General features: G+C 66.7%; 18 protein-coding genes and 5 pseudogenes. 12 read left to right on the top strand and 11 right to left on the bottom strand.

Annotated features, from left to right (window positions below; genetic code table 11):
• Positions 1 to 338: 338 nt before the first annotated feature.
• On the bottom strand, positions 339 to 1370 hold the full coding sequence (locus OG758_RS09665) for a hypothetical protein (RefSeq protein WP_326715860.1): 1032 nt from the start codon (positions 1368 to 1370) through the stop codon (positions 339 to 341).
• 271 nt (positions 1371 to 1641) lie between these two features.
• Between OG758_RS09665 and OG758_RS09660 the strand changes: the two genes are divergently transcribed.
• Both OG758_RS09660 and OG758_RS09655 read left to right on the top strand, forming a co-directional pair.
• Complete coding sequence (locus tag OG758_RS09660) at positions 1642 to 3234, top strand: ISL3 family transposase (RefSeq protein ID WP_326709599.1); 1593 nt, start codon at positions 1642 to 1644, stop codon at positions 3232 to 3234.
• Between the two features lie 58 nt (positions 3235 to 3292).
• Positions 3293 to 3727, top strand: coding sequence for a hypothetical protein (locus OG758_RS09655; protein WP_326709598.1), 435 nt, complete (start codon positions 3293 to 3295; stop codon positions 3725 to 3727).
• A 230-nt stretch (positions 3728 to 3957) separates the two neighbouring features.
• On the opposite strand, the gene OG758_RS09650 is transcribed toward OG758_RS09655, so the two are convergent.
• Positions 3958 to 4626, bottom strand: coding sequence for a response regulator transcription factor (locus tag OG758_RS09650; RefSeq protein ID WP_326709597.1), 669 nt, complete (start codon positions 4624 to 4626; stop codon positions 3958 to 3960).
• Positions 4623 to 4961: pseudogene (locus OG758_RS09645) on the bottom strand (sensor histidine kinase); the annotation flags it as partial. The gene OG758_RS09650 and the pseudogene OG758_RS09645, both read right to left, overlap by 4 nt.
• Before the next feature lie 272 nt (positions 4962 to 5233).
• On the opposite strand from OG758_RS09645, the gene OG758_RS09640 reads away from it, so the two are divergent.
• Complete coding sequence (locus OG758_RS09640) at positions 5234 to 5569, top strand: ArsR/SmtB family transcription factor (protein WP_326709596.1); 336 nt, start codon at positions 5234 to 5236, stop codon at positions 5567 to 5569.
• Between the two features lies 1 nt (position 5570).
• Complete coding sequence (locus OG758_RS09635) at positions 5571 to 6293, top strand: cation transporter (protein ID WP_326709595.1); 723 nt, start codon at positions 5571 to 5573, stop codon at positions 6291 to 6293.
• Between the two features lie 406 nt (positions 6294 to 6699).
• Here the strand turns inward: OG758_RS09635 and OG758_RS09630 are convergent, their stop codons facing one another.
• Together OG758_RS09630 and OG758_RS09625 are read right to left on the bottom strand one after the other, a co-directional pair.
• A complete protein-coding gene (locus OG758_RS09630) occupies positions 6700 to 7536 on the bottom strand; it encodes a hypothetical protein (protein WP_326715859.1) in 837 nt (278 codons plus the stop codon).
• A gap of 77 nt (positions 7537 to 7613) precedes the next feature.
• On the bottom strand, positions 7614 to 8261 hold the full coding sequence (locus OG758_RS09625) for an RNA polymerase sigma factor (RefSeq protein WP_326709594.1): 648 nt from the start codon (positions 8259 to 8261) through the stop codon (positions 7614 to 7616).
• Between the two features lie 467 nt (positions 8262 to 8728).
• Here OG758_RS09625 and OG758_RS09620 point away from each other — a divergent pair.
• Positions 8729 to 8896: pseudogene (locus OG758_RS09620) on the top strand (MarR family transcriptional regulator); the annotation flags it as partial.
• 267 nt (positions 8897 to 9163) lie between these two features.
• Here OG758_RS09620 and OG758_RS09615 read toward each other — a convergent pair.
• From OG758_RS09615 to OG758_RS48895, 3 genes and pseudogenes are all read right to left on the bottom strand, one after another.
• Positions 9164 to 10339, bottom strand: a complete 1176-nt coding sequence (locus OG758_RS09615; RefSeq protein ID WP_326708336.1) for an ISAs1 family transposase — start codon at positions 10337 to 10339, stop codon at positions 9164 to 9166.
• 95 nt (positions 10340 to 10434) lie between these two features.
• Entirely contained in the window at positions 10435 to 10968 is a 534-nt protein-coding gene (locus tag OG758_RS09610; RefSeq protein ID WP_326709593.1) for a hypothetical protein, read from the bottom strand.
• A gap of 879 nt (positions 10969 to 11847) precedes the next feature.
• A pseudogene (locus OG758_RS48895) lies at positions 11848 to 12114 on the bottom strand (DUF6959 family protein).
• A 213-nt stretch (positions 12115 to 12327) separates the two neighbouring features.
• Here OG758_RS48895 and OG758_RS09600 point away from each other — a divergent pair.
• Entirely contained in the window at positions 12328 to 12654 is a 327-nt protein-coding gene (locus OG758_RS09600) for a hypothetical protein (RefSeq protein WP_326709591.1), read from the top strand.
• A gap of 36 nt (positions 12655 to 12690) precedes the next feature.
• Positions 12691 to 13535, top strand: a protein-coding gene (locus OG758_RS09595) for an IS5 family transposase (RefSeq protein WP_442810277.1) whose coding sequence is annotated in 2 segments (ribosomal slippage) — positions 12691 to 13024 and positions 13024 to 13535 — 846 coding nt in all. Because the reading frame shifts where the segments join, the coding sequence is not laid out codon by codon here.
• Positions 13536 to 14856: 1321 nt separating this feature from the next.
• On the opposite strand, the gene OG758_RS09590 is transcribed toward OG758_RS09595, so the two are convergent.
• Complete coding sequence (locus OG758_RS09590) at positions 14857 to 15330, bottom strand: hypothetical protein (protein ID WP_326709590.1); 474 nt, start codon at positions 15328 to 15330, stop codon at positions 14857 to 14859.
• Between the two features lie 283 nt (positions 15331 to 15613).
• Complete coding sequence (locus OG758_RS09585) at positions 15614 to 16045, bottom strand: hypothetical protein (RefSeq protein ID WP_326709589.1); 432 nt, start codon at positions 16043 to 16045, stop codon at positions 15614 to 15616.
• A gap of 417 nt (positions 16046 to 16462) precedes the next feature.
• Between OG758_RS09585 and OG758_RS09580 the strand changes: the two genes are divergently transcribed.
• The 5 genes and pseudogenes from OG758_RS09580 (at position 16463) to OG758_RS09555 (ending at position 20006) form a co-directional block, all read left to right on the top strand.
• Positions 16463 to 16651, top strand: coding sequence for a hypothetical protein (locus OG758_RS09580; RefSeq protein WP_326709588.1), 189 nt, complete (start codon positions 16463 to 16465; stop codon positions 16649 to 16651).
• A gap of 699 nt (positions 16652 to 17350) precedes the next feature.
• Positions 17351 to 18049, top strand: a pseudogene (locus OG758_RS09570) (IS110 family transposase); the annotation flags it as partial.
• Positions 18050 to 18209: 160 nt separating this feature from the next.
• Positions 18210 to 18325 (top strand): annotated as a pseudogene (locus OG758_RS09565) (NUDIX hydrolase); the annotation flags it as partial.
• A gap of 348 nt (positions 18326 to 18673) precedes the next feature.
• Positions 18674 to 19099, top strand: coding sequence for a DUF6281 family protein (locus OG758_RS09560; protein ID WP_326709587.1), 426 nt, complete (start codon positions 18674 to 18676; stop codon positions 19097 to 19099).
• Between the two features lie 634 nt (positions 19100 to 19733).
• Entirely contained in the window at positions 19734 to 20006 is a 273-nt protein-coding gene (locus tag OG758_RS09555; protein ID WP_326709586.1) for a hypothetical protein, read from the top strand.
• A gap of 103 nt (positions 20007 to 20109) precedes the next feature.
• Here the strand turns inward: OG758_RS09555 and OG758_RS09550 are convergent, their stop codons facing one another.
• Positions 20110 to 20343 (bottom strand): hypothetical protein, encoded by a 234-nt coding sequence (locus tag OG758_RS09550; RefSeq protein ID WP_326709585.1) that lies wholly within the window; start codon positions 20341 to 20343, stop codon positions 20110 to 20112.
• Positions 20344 to 20391 lie beyond the last annotated feature (48 nt).

Here is a 20391-nt window from a genome sequence, read left to right as displayed (position 1 = left end):
CACCAGCAAGGTGATTCGGGAAGAGGACGAGGAAGGGCGTTCCGCTGAAGCTCAGAAAGTCCGCCGAACCAGAGCGGGATCGATTGCGATCGGGGGCCTTCTGGTCGGAGTCGGAGTGTTTCTCTTCTCTCTTAGGCCATCTGACATCAGCGGCTGACACCAACAAGGGCGTACGCCACCGATCAACGCCGAACCTCAGCGCTAGCCGGACCATGGGTCTACAGACGTTCACCATGGTCGAGGAGGTGCCTCGATCGACCTGATAAGGATGAGGCCACAGGTTCAAATCCTGCGGCCGCCGGCGACCGGGCCTCACCGACCTCATCCCGCCGAGTGATCTACTGGATGCTCCAGCGGTGCGGGTGGCAGGGATCTTCGGGGCAGGCGAAGATGTTGAGTTCGCCCCAGCGGCCCACGGTGACCTCGGTTGGCTTGGCGTACAGGTGTGTGGGCAAGTCCCGTTCTTCGAGCGGTTTCCAGCTGCCGCTGCCGCCGTCCCATTCCGAGCTGTCGATGGTCAGCAGCAGGTGCATCGGTGTGGCGCAGGCCAGGCAGTTCATGGGGGACGGGTCCGTGGTGTGCCAGGAGGCGAAACCGCCCACGCGCCAGCCGGGTGGGATGGACAGGTCGTACTGGTAGCCCACTGGTGTGGCGGCGTCTTCGTCCTCCGATTCCTCGGCCTCCTCCTCCAGGGCCTCTTCCCAGGCATCGATCCGTGCGCACAGGTCCTCTGGGAGGAGGCCGGCGAACGGGTAGGTGGCCACCTGCTCCGGATGCAGCACGCACGGCTCGGGCACGTACCCCTCGAAGCCGACGACCTGCGGCTGTGGCGGTGAAGTCTGCACCTCGGTGACCTCCCACGACCGGCGCCAGCGCAGGTCGAGCAGCATGCCGTGATCGGTCGGCCCGTGTGCGTCGAAGGGGCACCAGAACACCTGGAGCAGATCGCAGTCGTCCGGTCCGGCCGGCAGATCGGGGATGTCCCTCCGGTGCAGCTGTGCCACGCCGATGAGTGGCAGTGGATCGGTCGCAGCATCCTCTTGAATGCGATGTTTCTGGTCCAGCTCCTCCAGTAGCTGTCGTTCCTCGTCCGTGGGGCCTGGGTTCGATTCACGGAGCCATGCGGAAGCCAGGATCTGTCGCCGCCGGTGGATGTCCGCCGGGCGTCGGCCCCGTGCATGGCTGTGAGGCTCGGTGCACACCGGCCAGGATTCGTCCACCGGCCACAGCAGCGGGCCGCCCACGGAACTGGCCGCCACATCAGGTCGGCCCGGTCGCGGATGGAGCCGGGTGGTAGTGCCCCGATGGGTAGCCAGTTCCGGGAAAAGCGCCTCGACATCGAGCGGGCGCGGCGGTGTGGTCCTCGACATGCACGTGACCCTAGACAGTCGCTGGCCGCCATGATTCGGCGCCCCCGAAAGCGCCCACATCTACCAGCGCTGTCGGAACCCGTGAGCATTTCGATTCCCACGTAGGTGTTGGCTGCCTCCCACACTGGTGCACAACTGCTGTCCGGTCTCGGGTTCTGGCTCAAGTTCCGTGACCTGCGCACGCTGAGTCACGGTTCGTGGTCGTGTTGGGCCCCTGAAAGTCGCCCGAAAATGATCAGTGGTGACCTCGGGTACATGACAGTTCGGGACCGTGGAAGAAGTGGTCCTCCGGCTGGAGGAGTTGTTGCTCCCGTCGATCGCGGACGTGTCGGTGGTGTCGGTGGACGTGAGCAACGAGACGATACGAGTCGAGGCCCGCAGCACAACGACCGGTTCCGCGTGTTCGGGCTGTGGGAACTGGTCGATCCGGGTTCATAGCTCCTACCTGCGGTTTCCTGCGGATGTTCCCAGCGCGGGGCGCCGGGTGGTGCTCTGTCTGCGGGTCCGCCGCTTCGCCTGCCCGGTCGCTTCGTGCGGGCGACGGACGTTCGTTGAGCAGGTGCCGGGATTGACCCGGAGGTACGGCCAGTGGACTGAGCGTCTGCGTTCGACTCTGGCGGCGGTCGGCCTCGCCCTGGCTGGCCGGGCGGGAGCCCGGATGGCTGGCATCTTTGGGGTGTCCGTCAGCCGCAGCACGGTCCTGCGGCTCGTCGAGGCGCTGCCCGAACCGGATCTGCCAGCCCCGAGAGTGGTCGGCGTCGACGAGTACGCGACGCACAAAGGCCGGCACTACGGCACGGTGCTGGTCGACGTCGAAACGCGACGGCCGGTGGACCTGCTGCCAGACCGGGAGGCATCGAGCCTGGCCGCCTGGCTGGCCAAGAGGCCAGGGATCGAGGTCGCCTGCCGGGACCGGGCTCCGTTCTTCGCCGAAGGCGCCACCGTCGGGGCACCGCAGGCGGTGCAGGTCGCGGACCGCTGGCACCTGTGGCACAACCTCAGCGAAGCCGCCGAACGGTGCGTCGCCGGCCATCGGGGCTGCCTGCGAGGCACCGCACGCGAGCCATCCCAACAGGTCAAGGAGCCAGCTGACCCCGCTGGCTGGCCGTGGCCCACCGGCCACCGGTTCGCCGACAGAACCCGGTCCAACCATGCCGCCGTTCACGCCGTGCTGGCGGCCGGCCGCAGCCGCCGCGCGATCCAACGCCAACTCGGGATGACCTACCGCACGGTCAAGCTCCTCGCCGACGCCACCACCCCGGAAGACCTCTTCCATGGCCAGTGGCAGGGCCGCCCCTCCGTCCTCGACGAGTACAGGCCCTACCTGGACGACCGCTGGAACCAGGGCTGCACCAACGCATGGAAAGCGTGGGAGGAGATCGTGCCACTCGGCTACAACGGCAGCTACCAGCGAGTTCGCGCCTACTTCCGCACCAAACGCCTTTCGGCCGATCCGGTCACCGCACCCCCGCCCTCATCCCGCACCGTCGCCAGTTGGATCCTGCGCCACCCTGACTCCCTCTCCGAGGTCGAACAGCTCCGGCTCAAGGCCGTCCTGGCCCACTGCCCCGAACCGGCAGCCCTCACCGGACATGTCCGCTCCTTCGCCCAGATCCTCACCCAGCGACAGGGCCAACGGCTGCCCGAGTGGCTCGACGCAGTCCGCCAGGACGACCTGCCCGGTCTCCATACCTTCGCTGCCGGCATCGATCGCGACCAGGCCGCGGTCATCGCCGGGCTCACGCTGCCCTGGAACTCCGGCGTCGTGGAAGGGCACGTCAACCGCATCAAGATGCTCAAACGCCAGATGTTCGGCCGAGCCGGCTTCGCACTCCTGAGGAAACGAGTACTCCTCGCTCCGTGATCGATACCCACACGTGAAAGGCTTCCGACATTGATCAACCCCACCGCAGGAGCCGCGAATGTCCAGGACCGCCGACATCGATCTCGTGTTCGCAGGTGCCCTCACCGTGGAGGCCGTGGTGCGAGCTCTGGCCGGTGAGGGATGGTCGCTGCAGGAACCGCTTGGCATCTCCTACATGGTCAACAACGACGACCTGTTCGACTGGCAGTCGACTTCAACCGACCAGGCAGCTGAGGTCCTGGCCGTGGTGGATTCACTGGACAACATCGGCTACCACGTCGGCGTCTGCATCTATCACTCAACTGCGGAAACCGGTGGCCAACTACTCTTTCATGCAGGCCGATCGCACTGCTCCTTCATCCCGACGATTGACCGGCGAAGGCTCTCCGGTGCACCGGCCCTGACTGACATGGCGTGGTATCTGAACGCGCTGGTACCGCCCCTGCTTGCCATGGGGCTCGCCAGCTACGAAGCGAGAGACCTTCTCGACTGAGACTTGTTCGTCAGCAGCGGTCGGTCGACATGCGGGCAGCACGCGTACTCGGATCGATCGTCGATGCCTGCCCAGCCGGTTTCACTCACGGCTACGCGATCACGGAAATTGAGCCAGAGCCCGAGAAACGACAGCACTCCGTCCAAGGCATCTGACGACGCTGATGACGCTTGCGAGGGTGTTCAGTAACAGGACCACCGGCGGGCAGGCATCCAGCCGGACCATGGATGTCAAGAGTTGCGCGGGGCTACCAGACCGGATTCGTAGGCGAGGACCACGAGTTGGGCCCGGTCGCGGGCGTGGAGCTTGGCCATGGACCGGTTGATGTGGGATTTCGCGGTCAGCGGGCTGATCACCATACGGCCCGCGATCTCGTCGTTGGACAGGCCCTGCGCGACCAGAACGACGGCCTCGCGTTCGCGGCTGGTCAGCCCCTCCAGCCCCGTGCCGGTGCCGGTGCCGGTGTTGAAAGGCTGGGTGACGAACCTGTCGATCAGCTTGCGGGTGATCGTGGGTGCGAGCAGGGCGTCGCCGCGCGCGGCGACGCGTACGGCGTGTAGGAAGTCCTCCGGCAGGATGTCTTTGACGAGGAATCCGGCTGCGCCGGCGCGCAGGGCGTTGAAGACGTATTCGTCCAAGCCGTAGTTGGTCAGGATGACGACGTGCACCCCGGCCAGGGCCGGGTCCGCGGCGATGCGCCGGGTCGCCTCGATGCCGTCGACGACCGGCATCTGGATATCGATGAGAGCGATGTCGGGCAGGTGCTCTTTGGCGAGCGCCAGGCCCTGCTTCCCGTCGGCGGCCTCGGCCACCACCTCGATGTCGTCTTCGAGATCGAGGAGCGCGCGAAATCCGCTGCAGATCAGCGGCTGGTCGTCGACCAGCAGGACACGGATCATGACGTTCGGTCCAGGGGGAGTTCGGCCTGGACGGTGAAGCCACCCTCGCTCCGCGGTTCCGCCCGCAGCCGGCCGCCGAGGGCGGTGACGCGTTCGCGCATGCCGAGCAGCCCGACGCCGGGCGTCAGTGCGATGACTGGTGTGCCCTTGCCGTCGTCATCGATGCGTACTGCGAGGGTGTCCGGGCGGCAGTCGATCCGGACCGACGCCGTGCCTGCGTTCGCGTGACGGGCGATGTTGGTGAGCGACTCCTGAACGATCCGGTAGACGGTCCGGCCCACCGCGGCCGGCACATCGTGCTGCTATCCCTCGATCGTCAGAGTCGCGTCCAGGCCGGTCCTGCCGGATCAAGGTCGGGAAGAACGCGGGCAGGTCGCCCTCGGTCGCCTCGCTCTACCGGGCGCTCGCCGAAGCCGAGGCCACCGCGGTGGACGACGGCCTACCCCTGCGGGCCAAGCCCGTCCGCATCCGCCAGCCCGAAGACCCGCAGCCAGGCCCCGTGATCAATCTGGGCACAGGCGGCTGTGCCGGTGCTACCCAGGGGCGTGCACCATGACCCATGGATGCAAGATTCTGTGAATTCAGGAATCCATGTACTGTCGGTGGTGTGCTGACTCTCGCTGCCGACATCGAGGTGCTGGCGCGGTTCGGCCGCGCCCTCGCCGACCCGATCCGCTGCCGGATCCTTCTCGCCCTGCGCGAGGCCCCGGCCCACCCCGCCGACCTCGCCGACACCCTGGAGATCTCCCGGACCCGGCTGTCGAACCACCTGGCGTGCCTGCGCGACTGCGGCCTGGTCGTCGCGGTACCGGTCGGCCGCCGCACCCGCTACGAACTCGCCGACGAGCGCCTCGGCCACGCGCTGGACGACCTGCGCACCGCCGTGGTCGCCGTCGCCGCCGACAAGACCTGCGCGGACGCGGACGAGAAGGGCTGCTGCTGAGATGACCGCCGAGACACCCATCGGCATAGGCCCGGCCCCGGCCCGCCGCGACGTCCTCGCCAAACGGATACGGCTGCTGGTCGCGGCCACCATCACCTACAACGTCATCGAGGCGATCGTCGCGATCACCGCCGGGACGATCGCCTCCTCCACCGCCCTGATCGGGTTCGGCCTGGACTCCGTCATCGAAGTCTCCTCCGCCGCCGCGGTCGCCTGGCAGTTCTCCGCCCGCGACCACGCCGTACGCGAGGCCCGGGAGAAGACCACCCTGCGGATCATCGCGGTGTCGTTCTTCGCGCTCGCCGCGTACGTCACCATCGACGCCGCCCGCGCGCTGGCCGGCACCGGCGAAGCCGAACGCTCCATCCCCGGCATCGTCATCGCCGCCCTCTCGCTCGCAGTGATGCCGTTCCTGTCCGCCGCCCAGCGCAAGGCAGGCCGCGAACTCGGCTCCGCCAGCGCCGTCGCCGACTCCAAGCAGACCCTGCTCTGCACGTACCTGTCCGCTGTCCTCCTGGTCGGCCTGGTCCTCAACGCCACCCTCGGCTGGTCCTGGGCCGACCCGATCGCCGCCCTGGTCATCGCCGCCATCGCCGTGAAGGAAGGCCGCGACGCATGGCAGGGGAAGGGCTGTTGCGCGACACCCGCCGCCGCAGCGGTCCCCTCCGCTGGCCCCGAGACAGCCGAGTGCGGCTGCCGCCCCGGCTGCGACTGCTGCGGCTGAACCAACACCTGCACACGCACAGGACCCCAGCCACCACGTGGCCGGGGTCCTCTGCTGCCCATGATCGAGTGCTTAGCGCCAACGGCTGTACCGCTGGTCCCCAACGCCGGTTGAGGTTTAGAAACAGGTAGGTCAGATGGCCGGGCTACCTCCTGCGGGCGAAGGGGAGTCCGTCGCAGATGGCGATCATGGTGACGTCGACGCACCTGTCGGTGCGGATTCGCCTGGATGTCCTAGTCCGCCCCGTCGAGTTGACCGCCAGCGCAAAGGCGGTCAACTCGGTGGCATGAGAGCGCGATACAGGCGTCGAGGCGACGCTTATCGTCCCCCGGTTCCAAGGCAAATACGCGGTCGTTGCGGCCCTGGTATACAGGCGTGCCAGCAGTGGGCTGTTGACCAGGCTGGCTTACTGCTCGCTGGTGAACTTCGGATCTTTCACCTGGTTGTAGATCTCCTTGCCTGATGCGTTGTAGGCATGTACGTAGGACGCCGGGCCGGCATAGTGCGGGCCGGGGGGTGCGTCAGGAGAGAGGGCCGCTGCGTAGGTGAACGCGCCGCCCGACATGACCGCCGGGTACTGCTTCGGGTCGTTGCCGTAGCTGATGGTGATCTTGGCGACGTCAGATGCGTAGTGCCCAGCACCCAGCATGAGGTACTTCCCCTTGCCAGCGTTGGCCATAAAGGAATCGAAGTACTCGATCACACGACCGGTGCCCCACAGGCGGTTGTTGATGAAGGTGGGCGGGACGGCCTGGCTTGTGCCCTTGTCGCCCTTCGATTCGCACTGCACGTACTGGTCGGCGGAGTTAACGGCTACGACCACGCCGTCCCAGTCCCCTGAGGCCACGGGAGTACGGACCGCGATCACGGCGTGGTACTGCGATGCGTCCTGCCCCAGGCAGGAAGACAGGATCTTGGCGATGGTCGCGGCTCCGATCGGGGTCGTCTTCGCGCTGGTGATGGTGAAGGCATCCTGAGTGGACGTCGCGCGAGCCGTGGACGACGTCGAGCCAGCTCCGCCCGACGTGGAACCGGCTCTTGTGTTCGGACTCGATGACGTGGCGGCGCTCGACGGCCCTCCACCTCCTGCCGCAGGGTCAGCGAGGCTCGGTTCGGCCTCCCCTGTCCCGCCGAAGACGGCCACAGCCGCGGCGCACACCGCCGTGACACCGGCGGCGACACTGAGCGGCACACCCCACCTGCGGCGCAGCGAAACATCGTTGTCCTCTGGATCGATCTTCATCAGCAACTCCTCTCGCATCCGCCGGTGGTTCGGCAGATCACGATCAGAAGGAGCCGTGGGAATGTCCTGCGTGTCATTCATCGTGCGGCCTCCTTCACGTCGACGGGATTCCTCGGACTGAACGACACCGGAACCGTGGCTCCGCCCACGAGGTCGGCCCCCAGCCTCCGCCGCGCCCGGTGCAGTCGGGACTTCACGGTTCCGACCGCCACCTTCAGCACTGCCGCGGCCGCCTGTTGGTCCAGGCCCGACCACACGCAGAGCTCGATGACCTCGCGTTCGTGGCGCGGCAGCCGAGCCAGCGCCCGGTGGATCTCCGACATGCGCCGCTCGTCGTCGACCCGGCCGGCGACGCGGTCCGCGTGGTCGCCCACCGACTCGTTATGAGAGACGAGCCGGTGCAGCAGCGCCTCGGCCCGTCTCAGCCGCCGTCTGGTGTTCGACAGCAAGCGGTCGGCGATGCCCAGCAGCCACGGCAAGGCGGAGTCGCGGTCCAGCACCGTCTCCGATCGCCGACGCCAGGCATGCATGAACACGGTCGACGTGAGGTCTTCGGCCTCGGACCAGTCAGCCGTCCGCCGGAACGCATAGTTGTAGATGGCCTTCCCGTGCCGGTCGAAGATCCGACCGAACGCCTCCCGGTCGCCGTCGACAGCCCTCGCCCACAACTCTTGGTCAGATATCCATCCGACCGGGACGGCGGGACCAGCGTCGTTCAGTTCCATGCTCTGTACGTGTCCGGCACCCGGCCGAAGGTTCCCACTGAGCTAACTCCACTCTGACGGACGGTTCTGGCCTGACTCGACAGCAGCCGCAGGCGGGGGTGGATCCGTGGGAGAGCCGGGACAGCTCTCCGGCGACGGCCGACGGGCAGATGTGGGAATCCGATCCCAATCCAAGAAGGTCTCAATCACCCCGAACAACGCTACGGCCCCCTCAGTGATCACATGAGGGGGCCGTAGTACGTCCGCCGCGCCTAGGGGTGCGAAGCATCACACGTCAGAGGGTGATAAGAGCCAACTCGCCCTGATTCAGGCGAGCGGGCCGGTCTCCGCGCTGTCGGATTCGGCGGACGGGCGTGTCGCTCTCGCCGGAACCAAGGACGGTGAGGTGGAGCAATGGCCGGTCACCGGGACGACGATCGGGCCGCCCTTCATGCACACCAGAGCAATGCCCATCGATGGAGGGCCCGTTGGGAGCAGCACGCAGGCTGGTCGACGCTGACACCGGCGAAGCGGTCCCCTATGCGCCGTACGCCTTCTCGGGCGGGCATACCCAGGTCGACAAGGCGCGCGTCGAGGCGATCACCGAGAGCAAGGAGTTCACCCCGAGCCAGAAGTTCCTGGTTCTGTGGTGGATTGAGTGGTGAACTGGGAAAACGGGTCGGGTGCCGGCCGTCGTGGGCGCAATGCCGGAACGGACACGGCACCCTGATCACCGTCCTGCGGTTCAGAGCCGCTTCTGCTCGTAACACTTCCACTGCTCGTCGGCGTCGTCCTTCCGCGCCACCGCGTCGCGGGACTGGTAGTGCCAGCTGCACACCAGCGTCGGATCGACAGGCGTACGGCAAACCCATTTGTGCGGCGGGCTGGATCTGGCCGTGACCTTGTCGTTCAGCAGGGCTTGATCAAGTTCCGTTGAGGTCGGGCTTGTAGGTGATGCCCAGGATGGGGAGGGCTCGTTCGGGTTGGTCGCGGATGGCGCGAGTGGTCTTGGCGATGTTGGTCGCTCCGAGGGCTTTGAGGGCTCCGATTGCGAGGTTGCGGAGGGCGGCCATGACGCGGGGTGCGTTGCCGGCGTGGACGGTGGAGGCGTCTTCGGCGAAGGTACGGTCGCGGATGTGGTGCTGGGCTTCCACGATCCAGTGTCCGCGCAGGTGGGAGGCGAGTTCGGCCGGTTTCGCCTGGTGGGCGTCGAGGCTGGTGACCGCGTAGACGGTCTCGCGGGTCTCCTTCCTGCCGGTTGCTTTGCGGCGGCGGTGGACGCGGAGGGCGAGCTTCGCGTGGGGGAAGGCGATGCCGCCGAGGTTGTCGGCGATGGCGAGAGTCTTGACCGAGCGGGACTCGCGACGGCCGTGTCCTTTGTTCGAGGCGGTGTGCTGGATGGCCACCGCGTGCCAGTCCAGACCGTCCAGCTGGGCCCAGGCGGTGGGCTGATTGGGCTTGATCACGGCCACGTAGTGCGCCTTCTTGGTCTCCACCAGCCAGGCGACATTGGCCTTCACGGAGTGCAGCGCGTCGAAGGTGACCACGTCTGCGTCCAGGTCGAGCGGTGCAAGCAGGGGCTGGAAGTGCCGTGTCTCGTTGGTCTTGGACCCGACCTCGGCCTGGGCGAGGGTGACCGGGCGGCCGTGGGTGACGGCGGACAGCAGGTGGCGGCGGGGCTGGCTCAGACGGGCGGAGCCGCGCAGTGCCTTGCCGTCCACGGCGATCACCCGTCGTCTGCCCGGGGCTGCGGCGGTATGGCGGTGAGCCAGCCAGGCTCCGACGGCCGCATCGAGTGCGTCGGCGTCGAGGCGCTCGAGGACCCTCCCGATCGCCGATCTGGACGGTGCATGCCGCCAGTGCAGCAGGTGACGGCGCACGTCGAGCGCGGCGAGCAGCCCGGCGTCGGCACGGGCACCCCACTCGGCGAGCTCGTCGATGGTCCGGGCTCCTGAGACCGCGGCGGCCGCGCAGACCAGCAGGATTGAGGCCAACGAGTACCAACGGCCCCGCCGGGAGCGAGGATCGGGCACCGCCTCCAGGAAGAACCGCAGGTCAGCCACGTCGTCCGGGTTGAGCGGACCCAACTTGGCCAACACGGCAGGGATCGGGGAAGATGAGACAGCGGACACGGGAACCCTCTTGATCACTCGGCTTAGACACCTGAATGATCACGGATTCCGTGTCCGCTCTGTCATCCACCCCAACCCGCGGCATCCTCACGCCAGTTGGGCGAACCCGGGAACTTGCGCAAGCCCTGGTCGTTCAGCGGATACTTCGCGCGGCAGTATTCCGGCAGGTTGTCGACGCCCTTCTTCGTATTGCGCCCGGAAGCCGTGAAGCACACGCCGCTGTCCGGGTCCTTGGGGTCGGTGAACCTCATGGTGTCGCCTTCCCTGTCCCACCGCTTGTCGCAGGCGGCACCCAGGTCGATCGGGGATTGGCAGCCCATCCCTTGGGTCCCCTTGAATTCGTACGAGGTGCAGTAGCCGGACAGGTCCACGCCGCCCAGCTCCTTCGCCTCGCTGGTCTGCTGAGCTATCAGGTACGCGCTGAGCATGAGTCCTGTGGAGATCGACCCTGCCGCCACGAAAACCAGGACCGCCTTCCACCACTTGCTGCCGGAGAGCCAGTCCGGCCAAGGGACCCGTCGCCCGTCGACAAGGATGGTGACAACTCCGGCCGCTATGCCAACTATCACGCCCGTGAGACCAAGCACCGTGTTCACCCTGTTACCCCCTCGTGGCAACACCTGATGCGGTGCGCCACTCGACGGCGGACGGGATGGGAGCTGGGGTGAGTGGTGGGTCGAGGAGAGTCCAATGGCTACGGGCATCGCCTAAGTAGCCACAGGAGGAAACGCCTTGCATCCGAAGGAAGCGCACCTGCAAAGGTTGGCCAGATTTAAAATCTTAGGCGAACGAGCCCTGTGACCTTTGAAGTTGCCAGCGGCGTGCGGGGTGGGGCAGACTACCGCCACGCGGAGCGCATCGCTACCCCGCCAACTGCTTCTGCATACCGGCCTGACCTGCACAAACGCCGAAGTGCCGGCGCTCGAAGACTAGTTGAGGATTCGGCGGTGTAGTGGTCCGGTCGTCCTCGTTCCGGCAACCGTCTCCGCAGAAAGCGTCATCGAGATTCCTAGGCGGCGCCAATGCTCGTCCCGGACTCGGGTCACACCTCCGCTCGCCCTCCGTATGCTTTCACAGCCCGGCATCCTCTCCTTCTGCGGACCGGGGAGGCTGTAGAAACAGCAGAACATGGCTGCACCGGTCACACACCAAGACCCTGGTCCCGCGCTGACGCGCCAGCCTTTTACCCGCCAGACGGACCTTTATGAATAGCGGGTGCATACCCGCGGCAACTCCCTCCGCCCTAACGAGCGGCCCCTCACACAGCGGACATTGAGACGGATAAAGACCTCGCACTGGCTCACCACTCAGCTCGTCAAGCACCAATGCTCCTTGATCTCCTAGCAGTTAGTAGCCTGAAGGCTATCCATGGCAGACAACACCGATGCGCCGTGGTCCCCACCCCCTAGCGTCCCCAATGCAGCCGAAGGGCGACCTGTATGACCGTCCGTGACCGATCTCTGTAGAGCTACGGATCAGAAGGGCCGGGAGATCCCGTGGGCTTCGAGCGCCTCGGTGTAGCGGACGAGCTTGGTGCCCAGATCGGCATGGAGGAGGCTCGCCACGTGACGGGCCTCCTCCAGGTCGCCGGCTGCGCACAGCTCGGCGAGCTCAGCCACATCCGCTTGGAGGGTGCTGAGAGTGTCCCCCTAGATCAGGACTCCGAGGAAGTTGCGTCCCGGGAGGCGCACCACGGCGTCGTTGCCGCCATCGGTGAACAGCTCAGCCTCTACTCGTTTCATCGGGGTCCCGTCTCAGTTTCCGTCTCATTCAGAGCCGTTCATGAGGGTTCAGGGCGGGACCGGAGCCAATACCGGCCGTGCCGCTGACCCCGGCGTGAACGCAGGTGAACAGCGTCGTACACAGCCCTCTGCGGCAGCAACAGACTTGGAAAGCGTGTTGGCGGTGCGAGATTCAGCGGGTGTCTAGGCCGTTTCTTCTGGATCAAGGTGGGGGTGAGTGATGACGGCGGTTCTGGGGTGGCACCCTGGAGCGATGCGGGGACCGACGTCACCGAGAACGGCCTGCGGCATCTGCTCAATGAGTGGGATCCGATCGGCGTCGCTGACGCGGTGCAGGACGAGTACGACTGCATGCTCGTCCCTCTCCTTCAGCGGCTCCGGAGGGGCGCCGACCAGGCGGAGATCGGTGAGTTCCTGCGGCATGAGCTGGAAGACCACTTCGGTCTCACCCCTCTTCCGTCAGAGCCGGAAGCGATAGCTGCCCGGGTGATGTCCTGGTGGACAGCTGCTGGGAAAACCGATGGCACCGGCTGCGTGTAGTCGCTCCCTTCGGATCGTCTGCTCGTTTGTCCTGGTGTGCCGTTGACTGACGCGCAGTGGGCGCGGATCGAGCCGTTGCTTCCGGACCGGACACCGAAGCGGGGTGGCCGGTGGCGGGACCACCGAGAGGTGATCGACGCCATCGCCTGGAAGTTTCAGACCGGGGCACAGTGGGTGCAACTGCCGGAGAAGTACGGCAACTGGCGGGGGGTCTACAACCGGCTGCGGATGTGGTCCGCCGATGGCACATGGGAGCGGGTGTTCACCGCGCTTGTGGCACAGGCCGACGCCGACGAGGAGCTGAACTGGGTCGTCTCGGTGGACTCCACGATCGTGCGAGCCCATCAGCACGCGGCCGGAGCCCGCAAAAAGGGGCCCCGGCCGACGAGCCGTACGACCACGCCATCGGCCGGTCCCGTGGCGGACTGACCACGAAGATCCATCTCGCGGCCGATGGCAACTGCCGGCCCCTGGCCTTCCATCTCACCGCCGGACAGGCCGGTGACGCGCCTGCCTTCGCTGACGTGATGGCGCGGCTGCGCGTTCCCCGACGGCGTGGACGGCCCCGGACCCGGCCAGCGGCAGTCCTCGCAGACAAGGCGTATTCGTCGCGGGCCATCCGTGAACACCTCAGGCGGCGCGGCATCCGGGCGGTCATCCCCGTGCCGGCCGATCAACGCGGCCACCGTCTGCGACGCGGCAGCCGGGGTGGCAGGCCACCAGCCTTCGACCGCGAGACCTACAAGCAACGCAACACGGTCGAACGCTGCATCAACCGCTTGAAACAGTGGCGAGGCATTGCCACCCGCTACGAGAAGACAGCAGCCATCTACCTGGCCGGACTCCACGTTGCGAGCATCTTCCTCTGGTCAGCCAGGTGATCCAAACGAAACCGCCTAGTCGCGCTGGCCCGGGTTGGGTTTGCCGGACGCCAGTGCACGCCACAAGCGTGCCGCCGTCCGCGTCGAGAAACAGCATGAAGACCCACGATCCGTCGGCAGCTCTGATCTGGCCCAGTCGAATCGGTCGGCCGTATAGGTCCAAGCGTTAGACGGCTCGCGCGAGCCCAGAGGTCTCGATACCCCTCCGATCGGTGTGCTGGAGTCGGCGCCCGTAGACCTTCGCGAGCGTATCGGTTGACGTTGTTCCGTCCCAGACAACGTGAGAAGCACCGGCGCGAAGAACAGACAGGGCGGCCGACGACGTCTCGTCGCCATCGCTCAGCAGCTGTTCGAGCTGTTCCCGTTCCATGGCCCACCCCCAGTCGAGATCCTGCTGTACAGCAGCGAAGTACAGCAACCTCAGCAACCGGCAGGGTTTAGCGCTGACCCGCATAGCCCTCGCCGCGGCCTGTATGACCTCCAATGGCCGATCTCTATTGAGCTACGGATCAGAAGTTCCCCGTGCCACAACCGCGCCAAATAGGGCGGGGAGTCACGGGGAACTGCGGACGCCAGCAGGGGCCACAGCAGACCGACGCCGACGTCCGCATCCCGCAGGTCAGGCCTCAACTCGCCCCACCTCGCTCCTAAAGCGGTGGCTTCCTGGCAACCAGCGGTAGCGGCCAGCTAGCGCAGGCCACGAGTGCGCTGCCGTCCTCGGTGAGAAAGAGCAGGGTGAACCGTGTCCGATTGCCAGGATCGATCAGCGCTGAGCGCACAGGCCGGCCGTATTCCCTGATGAGCTGCACTGCTCGCTCCAGGCCAGGGGGTTCGAATCCGCGCATCCGCATGCGCTGAAGTCGGCGACTGAAGACTCCGGCATGCGCGCCAGTGGGTTGTACCCGCTCCTCCACTGAGTAGGGGGCGCCGCTGCGGAGGGCGGCTAGAGCCATCACGGACGCCTCGTCGTCACCGGCCAACAGCGATTCCAGCACATGCCGTTCCATGGTCACCCCCGTTTGGATCCTGCGGTACAGCAGCCAGGTACCGCAACCCCAGCGATCGCCTGCGTCCGGTGGTGTCCCTCCGGGGCCTCGTAGCGGCCGGAATGACCGCCGCTGACCGATCCGGCTAGAGCTACGGATCAGAAGGCACCCGTGCCCCATCCGTGCCCGGTAGGCCGGGAACTCACGGGGAACTGCGGTCACCAACAGGCAATCTGCATGGCGAAGGCCCCTGACCGATGTTCCTGGTCAGGGGCCTTCGCCATGCGCGGTGGGTGTGGGATTTGAACCCACGGTGACTCGCGCCACGACGGTTTTCAAGACCGTGTACGGATTGACGCTTCCAAAGCGTCGAGTGCGCCCACGGCCGCGTGGATATGAGCCGGGCCGCGACGCAACCGTTCTCCTGCGCACCACCAGAACAGTCGCTCCTGTGCATCCCCCCTTGGATGCATGCCCAGGCCATGCTCGGGGCACAGGGGCCACGCCTGCCACAGAAGCTCCATGACGGTCTCCTGCGCGGCGTCGGCGACGCTCGCCAGTGCCGAGGCAAGGCTGTCCTGTGAGTTCGGGTCCAGGCAATTGCCGTGCCACTCGCCGTTGGCCATGGCGACGTAGACGTCCTCCGGCTCATCCGCAGCGTAGGACGGAAGGGCCAGCAGTTGCAGGGGTTCCAGCTGGGGAAGCGTCACCGCCAGGTCCCGGTTCAGAAGGGCGAGAGCCTGGTCCCACACTAGGTACTCGCCCGGCGAGACGCGGCGAGGCTCGGGGGGTTCGAAAAGAGCGGACATGAGCACCATCCTCCGCCACACCGGAGACAGCCCCAGTCGCTCAACAGCGTCGCCCTCTGCAAGAACCGTGTGTGACGGTTGACATCAGCGGCTGACACCGACAAGCACGAACAGCAGCGCTCGGCGGTGGACCTCAGTGGACGATCGGCCGAGGCGCAGGCCAAGTTGATCGGTGTCGACAGCCTCCTGTGATCGACCTGATAAGGATCATGCCAGAGTGCAAAATCGGTGGCGTCGGCCTCGGTAGACGGACGACACCGCGCAGGCTCCGCCGACCTCAGTGCTACATCTGGTCGTACACCTCTCGGCCCGATTCCTCAGGAAGCAGGTACAGCCTCAAGTGCCGACGGAGAAAGCTCTCCAACCGTGGAAGCTCGATCGCGTCGGCTGGAAGGTCACCGGGACGCGGACGGTAGAGCTCGACCAACCGGGCCATCAGCTCTTCGTCGAGCAACGGCGCCTGATAGCGATCTATCGTCCCGATGTAGAAAAGCCAGCTGAACAGCCGGTTGGCGGGACAATGCCCTTCGCCCGCATGCAGGTTCTCTGGCTCGTGCTCGGCGCTCCAGGAACCAACGTACAGGTAGGAGGCGCAACGCAAGCCCTCGGCCAAAGCTGGGGTCGGGTCGTCCTTGCAATTCCAATAGATCCGAGCCTCGCCCTCGGGTATGGGGCTCGGGGCGGCTGCCAACCACAGTTGGTAGATCTCCTCCACGACCGCAGTCTGGCATGCCGAGTCGCACGATAAACAGGCATCGAGAGGATCACCAGTGCACGGCTCTGTGCCACTCTCGTGCCAGAACGGTCGGGGAATCACGGGGAATAGGGGTGCGCAGGGGTACGGCCGCCGGACTGCGTCCAAGACAGGGAACCCGCAGTTCAGGCGCGTGACTGCCAACCTCGCTCCTAAAGCGGCACTCACGCGTGACGCGTGGCCAGGGCCAGCACGCCTTACCCTCCGATCCCGAACGACAGCCCTCTGTGATCACCGCCGAGTTCCGGCGGGGGCGCTCAGGCTCCAAGAGAGCTTCGCTCGCGGGACCTCGTCCGTCCACGGTCAGCGCATCCCGCAGGGCGGTTATGCCCCCGCCTCACGGGCACACGACCAGTAAGACTCCGCGGAGGTACCGATATGAGTGCCGGAGAAAAAGCCAAGGCCAAGGCCGAACAGGTCGTCGGAAAGACCGTGCGGAAGGCGGCCCACGCGGTCCACAAGCTCGAAGCGAAAGGGGCCGCACTCGAAGCGAAAGGGGCCGCACTGGAAGCACGGGGCATGATGCGGGGCGCGAAAGAGCGGGTCAAGGGCTCGGTTAAGGACTGACAAGGTCACGGCATTGGTGTCGTGGCACCGACCACCCCGGATCTTCGCCTTGCACAACCCATCGTGTGATCCCGGAGAGCAGGTACTTGCGGCCCAGTGACTTTCCCGGCCATTGCCGAGCGCAAGCGGCAGCGACTGGGCCCCTCAGTGATCACCTGAGGGGCCCTGGTACGTCCGCTGCGCCTGGGCATGCAAAGCATCACAGGTCAGAGTGCTTCCCTGTTCTCCTTCGGCGCCTCGCCAGACTGATGTACTGGAGGCAAGACACTCCAGGGGGAGTTGCTCCACGCAGCGCGCTGCCGTGCCCCAGCCGTGCCCGATGGAGCGGGGAACACCGGGGAACAGCGGAAACCCACGGGCACTGGCCAAGACGAAGGCCCCCGACCGATGTTCCTGGTCAGCGACTCAGCGCACCTTCGGTGCGCGCCGGGGGCGTGGTAAATGCCGTGGCGTGCGCTGGAGGTGCTTCTGTCTGCCCTGGCGTGGGCTGATGCCGGTCCGAGACGCTGGAGGGGTTCGTTCCGGCCGAAACCGATTGCTCTGTGATGCCGGTGGGCTCGCTGGTCAGCATGGTGCTGGGGGCCGTCCACGGGAACCGTGGAGTGTCGCTGCGAAGCACGTGCGTCAGAATTCCTGATTCACCCTGGCCCTCCCGGAACGGCATACGACGGGTCCGTCCACCAGGGAGGGAGCAAGGCCATGGACGTGCTGCACGAACACTGCGCTGGCCTCGACATCAGCAAGAAGGACGCCAAGGCATGTGTGCGCACCCTCAGTACGAAGCGTCGGGGGTCCTTCACGACCGAGACCCCGACGTGGGGATCGACAACGAACGCGGTCCTCGCCCTGCGGGAACACCTGCTCGCCGCACGGGTGACACTGGTGGTGATCGAGGCGACCTCGGACTACTGGAAGCCCTTCTACTACGTGCTGGCCGAGGGCCTGAACGTGATCCTCGTCAACGCGCGGCAGGTCAAGAACCTGCCCGGCCGCAAGACGGACGTCTCGGACGCGGCCTGGCTGGCCCAGCTCGGCGCCCACGGCCTGGTGAGGCCCTCCTTCGTCCCGCCTCAGCCGGTGCGCGAGTTGCGGGACTTGACCCGGGCCCGCACCACCGTCACCCGTGAACGCGGCCGGGTGGTCCAGCGGCTGGAGAAGCTGCTGTAGGACACCGGCATCAAACTCTCCGCGGTCGCCTCCGACATCATGGGCGTCTCCGGCCGGGCCATGCTCGAGGCCCTCATCCGCGGCGAAGCCGACCCCCACGTCCTCGCAGACCTGGCCAAACGCAGGCTCCGCAACAAGATCCCCGAACTCACAGAGGCCCTGACCGGACGCTTCCGCGAACACCACGCTTTCCTGACCCGCCTGCATCTGGACCACTACGACCAGCTCACAGAAAGCGGGTGTCGCAGGTTCGAATCCTGCCGGGGGCACCGATGCAATGGGCCGGGACCGATCACGGTCCGGGGCCATTGACATCAACGCGGGTGGTCACTGGCGCCCGCGCCGCGTTCTGAGCAGCGGATTCATGTGGCTCATGGCCTCGTGCTGGGTGTCCAGCGAATCGACGGGGGCCGGCTGGCTCACACCTGAAGAGGTCTCCGAGCGGATGGTCGATGTCTACGCGATCCGGCTCCTTACTCTCTCGACGATGCGGGCCCGCACGTGTGACGCCATGACGGCAAGCGTCTGACGCCAGCGCGGTGGAACTTTCCCTACTTCATCAAGCCCTGGCTGCGCTCCGCCCCGTCGGGCGCTCTCCCGGCTCCGCTCCGCGCGACGCTCCTGCCTTCGGCCCGCCCCGCGCGGACTGCGCCGACGCGCGCCCATGGGCAGGGCTGGGGTCTCTCGTTTGGATCATGTGAGAAGGGCGAGTCGCCGAAAGTGGAATGAACCAGTTCGCCCCGAGCTCCGTCATGTTCATGAATTGATCGGGAGACGCGCCCGGGGTCCGAACTCCCCATGGGTTACGCGGCACCCGGTGAGACGGAGCGCTCACGCTCCAGAAGGAGCCCACTGATGCGAATCAGAATTTCACGCCGCCGCGACGCCGACGCCTCGACATGGTCGCGGCGGCGGGTGTTGTACTCGGGCATGGTCGTGGTCGCGCTGACGACCGCCTGTTCAGCGCAGAGCGGTGGCGGGGAGGCCGAAGGGTCATGCGCGATCGCTGCCATGTACGGAGGCCGCACCTATACGCAGGTGGTCAACGTCGACTTCACCGTAGGCAAAGCACTCGGCCCCGCCGAGTTCCCGCCCTGCAATGACACGCCGGGCCACAACGACGATGCCGCAGGGCACGAACCGACCACGGCCTATGCCGTCGACGGCTTGAATCCACGTATCGCCATCGCGGTGCGGTACACCTCGGACGAGGTCATGCTCCTCGCCGTCCAACACGGTGGCAGCCTGCCTCCGGAGGTCAAAGCCCTGGCACGAGGCTAGCGGCGATGAGGCGATCACTGCAGAACGTGGGCTGTGGTCAAGACAGTGCCTCCGGCGGAGGAAAGGCCGGCACCGGGGTGGAGAGGGCGCCGCTTCCGACTGCGGGTCCGTAGTGGCATGCGCGGGGTGCTTCCATCCCGTCCACCATCGGCCCAGGTCCGTGATAGCGCCACTGTTTTCGCCTTCCGGGACACCGATTTGAGGTCTTGCTCAAGGATCAGCGCCTCGCCCATTGCCCGACGAAGCCCGCTCCGCCCTGCTCGGCAAGCTGCAGTTGGGCGCGCTTGTCACCGTCAGACACAGTGGCCAACCCCCCTGACCACCATGCTCTACAGGTGGGACTCCGAGGCCCGCATGGTGTGGTTCTCGGCGACGACCGATCGCGTCAAGGTGGGGCACCTGTGCCGCGGCCCGCGAGTGGTGGTGCATGTGCAGGGCGGCGGTGTGCGAGGGGCTACAGCATTGACGCGCAGATATGACTATTTGAGCCGAATGAGAAATAGATCTGTATTTCCTAAGAGGCAGTGTTCTGCGGTGATTTGGTGGTGTCGGAGGGTGAGGATCAGTGCGTGCCCGGCCGAACGGTCCGGCAGTGCCGGGGCGTCAGCCCCGGTTCGTACGGAAAGGTCTGAACATGATCAACGGGTTGAAGAAGGCAGCGGCCCTGGGGGCGGCGACGGTGGCCCTGGCCGCGGGCGCGGTCGTCGGCGCGGTCGGCACCGCGTCGGCCGCTCCGCAGGACCACCGTCCGTCGGCGGCGTCGCACCACTGCGTGAAGGTGGCGGGCCACTGGGCACGGCAGTGGCACCCGGCGTTCCGGGACCGGCACCACCGCTGGCACCCCGGTCAGTGGACCCGCGTCTGGCGCCCCGCCCATCAGGAGTGCCACCGCGGCCCCCGTGGCTGACGCCGGCATCCGCCCGTAGGGGGCGGCGATCCCAACCGGAACCGGCCCCGACGCGCCCCTTCGAGGGTGTGCCGGGGCCGGTTCGTCGCATCGCACCCGCTCTTCAGGCTGTGCCTGCCGGGTCATGGCCGAGGAGGGCGGGGCCGTCGTGACCGCGATCGAGCTGTGGTGGCCCGGTGCGGGCCGCGTCTCCAGCACGCGCGTGCTGCTCGACGAGGACGAGGTGTTCACCACCCCCCGCCCAGGAGCTCTTCGCGCGCGGCGCCGGTCGCGGCCGGCGCGTCGACACGTCGCAGCCCGAGTACCCGGTGATCCCCGGTGTGTCCCTGGCCTTCACCGGCAGACCTCCCGGGACATCGAGGGGGACGCGGACGGGCTGCCACGC

It is taken from the genome of Streptomyces sp. NBC_01474, assembly GCF_035918215.1.
Taxonomy (GTDB): Bacteria; Actinomycetota; Actinomycetes; order Streptomycetales; family Streptomycetaceae; genus Streptomyces; species Streptomyces aureus.
Note: the sequence above shows the minus strand (reverse complement) of the source record. Positions and strands in the feature narration are given on the sequence as shown.

Coding starts and splice junctions, on each gene's coding strand:
- OG758_RS09665 (WP_326715860.1), bottom strand. CDS start 1,370: ATGTCGAGGACCACACCGCCGCGCCCGCTCGATGTCGAGGCGCTTTTC.
- OG758_RS09655 (WP_326709598.1), top strand. CDS start 3,293: ATGTCCAGGACCGCCGACATCGATCTCGTGTTCGCAGGTGCCCTCACC.
- OG758_RS09650 (WP_326709597.1), bottom strand. CDS start 4,626: ATGATCCGTGTCCTGCTGGTCGACGACCAGCCGCTGATCTGCAGCGGA.
- OG758_RS09635 (WP_326709595.1), top strand. CDS start 5,571: ATGACCGCCGAGACACCCATCGGCATAGGCCCGGCCCCGGCCCGCCGC.
- OG758_RS09630 (WP_326715859.1), bottom strand. CDS start 7,536: ATGAAGATCGATCCAGAGGACAACGATGTTTCGCTGCGCCGCAGGTGG.
- OG758_RS09625 (WP_326709594.1), bottom strand. CDS start 8,261: ATGGAACTGAACGACGCTGGTCCCGCCGTCCCGGTCGGATGGATATCT.
- OG758_RS09590 (WP_326709590.1), bottom strand. CDS start 15,330: ATGTCCGCTCTTTTCGAACCCCCCGAGCCTCGCCGCGTCTCGCCGGGC.
- OG758_RS09580 (WP_326709588.1), top strand. CDS start 16,463: ATGAGTGCCGGAGAAAAAGCCAAGGCCAAGGCCGAACAGGTCGTCGGA.
- OG758_RS09560 (WP_326709587.1), top strand. CDS start 18,674: ATGCGAATCAGAATTTCACGCCGCCGCGACGCCGACGCCTCGACATGG.
- OG758_RS09555 (WP_326709586.1), top strand. CDS start 19,734: ATGATCAACGGGTTGAAGAAGGCAGCGGCCCTGGGGGCGGCGACGGTG.